The sequence below is a fragment of the Vibrio owensii CAIM 1854 = LMG 25443 genome, from assembly GCF_000817815.1.
Lineage (GTDB): Bacteria > Pseudomonadota > Gammaproteobacteria > Enterobacterales > Vibrionaceae > Vibrio > Vibrio owensii.
The window spans coordinates 1-1378 of the sequence record NZ_JPRD01000089.1; the positions used below are offsets into that span (position 1 = coordinate 1).

The window sequence follows — 1378 nt, forward strand, 5'->3', positions numbered from 1 at the left end:
GTAATGCCGATCAGTTAAGAAATTAATAGACCGATCAATTGAACGGTCCCACCAGTGTGTAAAAATCCGATAGACCATGTCTATCGGATTTTTTTATGCAACTGACTAAAGCCCTATCACTCGCCAATGACTTCATTCCAGACTCTGAATCACTAGGAAAGTTGAGCGATATCCTTCCTGCAGAATTTATCAACCAATGTCTAGAACAGGCAGGTATGGCAACAATCCGTAAGCGTCGGCTTCCTTTAGATATGATGGTATGGGTTGTGCTCGGTATGGCTTTTTACAGAGACGAGTCCGTATGGGACATAACGAGTAATATGCAGCTTATGCAACCCGGCCATTAGTTGCACCTAGTGCTTTGGTACAGGCTCAGCAACGACTAGGAAGTGATGCGGTTAAACAAGTGTTTACATCTACGGCTGAAATCTGGAACGCAGAAGCCAACTCTCCAACATGGCACGGCTTAACGTTACTTGGGGTTGATGGTGTCATGTGGCGCGCTCCAGATTCAAAGGAGAATATAGAAGTCTTCGAACCCAAAAGTAATCAACATAGTGGAACTACCTGCCCTCAAGTTAGAATGGTTTGTCAGATGGAATTAACAAGCCACCTGCTGGTGAATGGCGTATTTGATAGCACGAAAGTCAGTGAGATGAAGCTAGCAGAACAACTTATCGACTCAACACCAGACCATTCTATTACACTGTTTGATAAAGGCTTTTACTCGCTTGGCTTACTTGATAAGTGGACAAAATCTGGTATAGAACGACATTGGTTACTGCCATTAAGAAAGGGAACTGTATATGAAGAAGTACGTTCTTTAGGTAAACAAGATAAGCTGGTGAGTATCAAAACTAGCCTTCAATCCCGCAAGAAATTCCCAGAGCTCCCTAAACATATTGAAGCTAGGCTAGTAAGCAAGAAAGTGAATGGAAAGCCAATTCAAATTTTAACCTCAATGGTCAACCCGCTTCGCTTCCCATCTACTGATATGGTGGAGCTTTATAGTGAACGTTGGGAGATTGAAGTCGGTTATCGTGAGATGAAACAGATCTTATTGTATAGAGAAAACCCCCAGCTAGGTTGGGGGTTCCGTAAAGCTTACAGCTATGAGTCAGTTATATAACCCCTTTCAATTTGATAAAAACGTCTTGTGGTCTGGCAACTGCAAGAGTTAATTAAGAATTGAAAGGGGGGCCCAATGAGGGGCGAAAAGAGCTTAGCGTATACACGATGGAACTGTAAATATCATGTGGTTTTTGCACCTAAGTACCGAAGGCAGGTGTTCTATGGTGAGAAACGAAGGGCAGTAGGCGAGATACTTAGAAAACTATGTGAATGGAAGAACGTGAATATTATTGAAGCGGAATGCTGC

Annotated in this window: 3 protein-coding genes; all 3 read left to right on the forward strand. The window is 42.7% G+C overall.

Annotated features, from left to right (window positions below):
- The first annotated feature begins 95 nt into the window (after positions 1-95).
- Positions 96-347, forward strand: coding sequence for a transposase domain-containing protein (locus tag H735_RS32170; RefSeq protein WP_020198158.1), 252 nt, complete (start codon positions 96-98; stop codon positions 345-347).
- Positions 348-361: 14 nt separating this feature from the next.
- Positions 362-1129 (forward strand): IS4 family transposase, encoded by a 768-nt coding sequence (locus H735_RS29145; RefSeq protein ID WP_420340957.1) that lies wholly within the window; start codon positions 362-364, stop codon positions 1127-1129.
- 75 nt (positions 1130-1204) lie between these two features.
- Positions 1205-1378: transposase (locus H735_RS30600; RefSeq protein ID WP_162184044.1), on the forward strand; the 174-nt coding region annotated here is incomplete at its 3' end.

Excerpts from the sequence above, each read along its gene's own strand:
- H735_RS32170 (WP_020198158.1), top strand. The coding sequence starts at position 96 with ATGCAACTGACTAAAGCCCTATCACTCGCCAATGACTTCATTCCAGAC.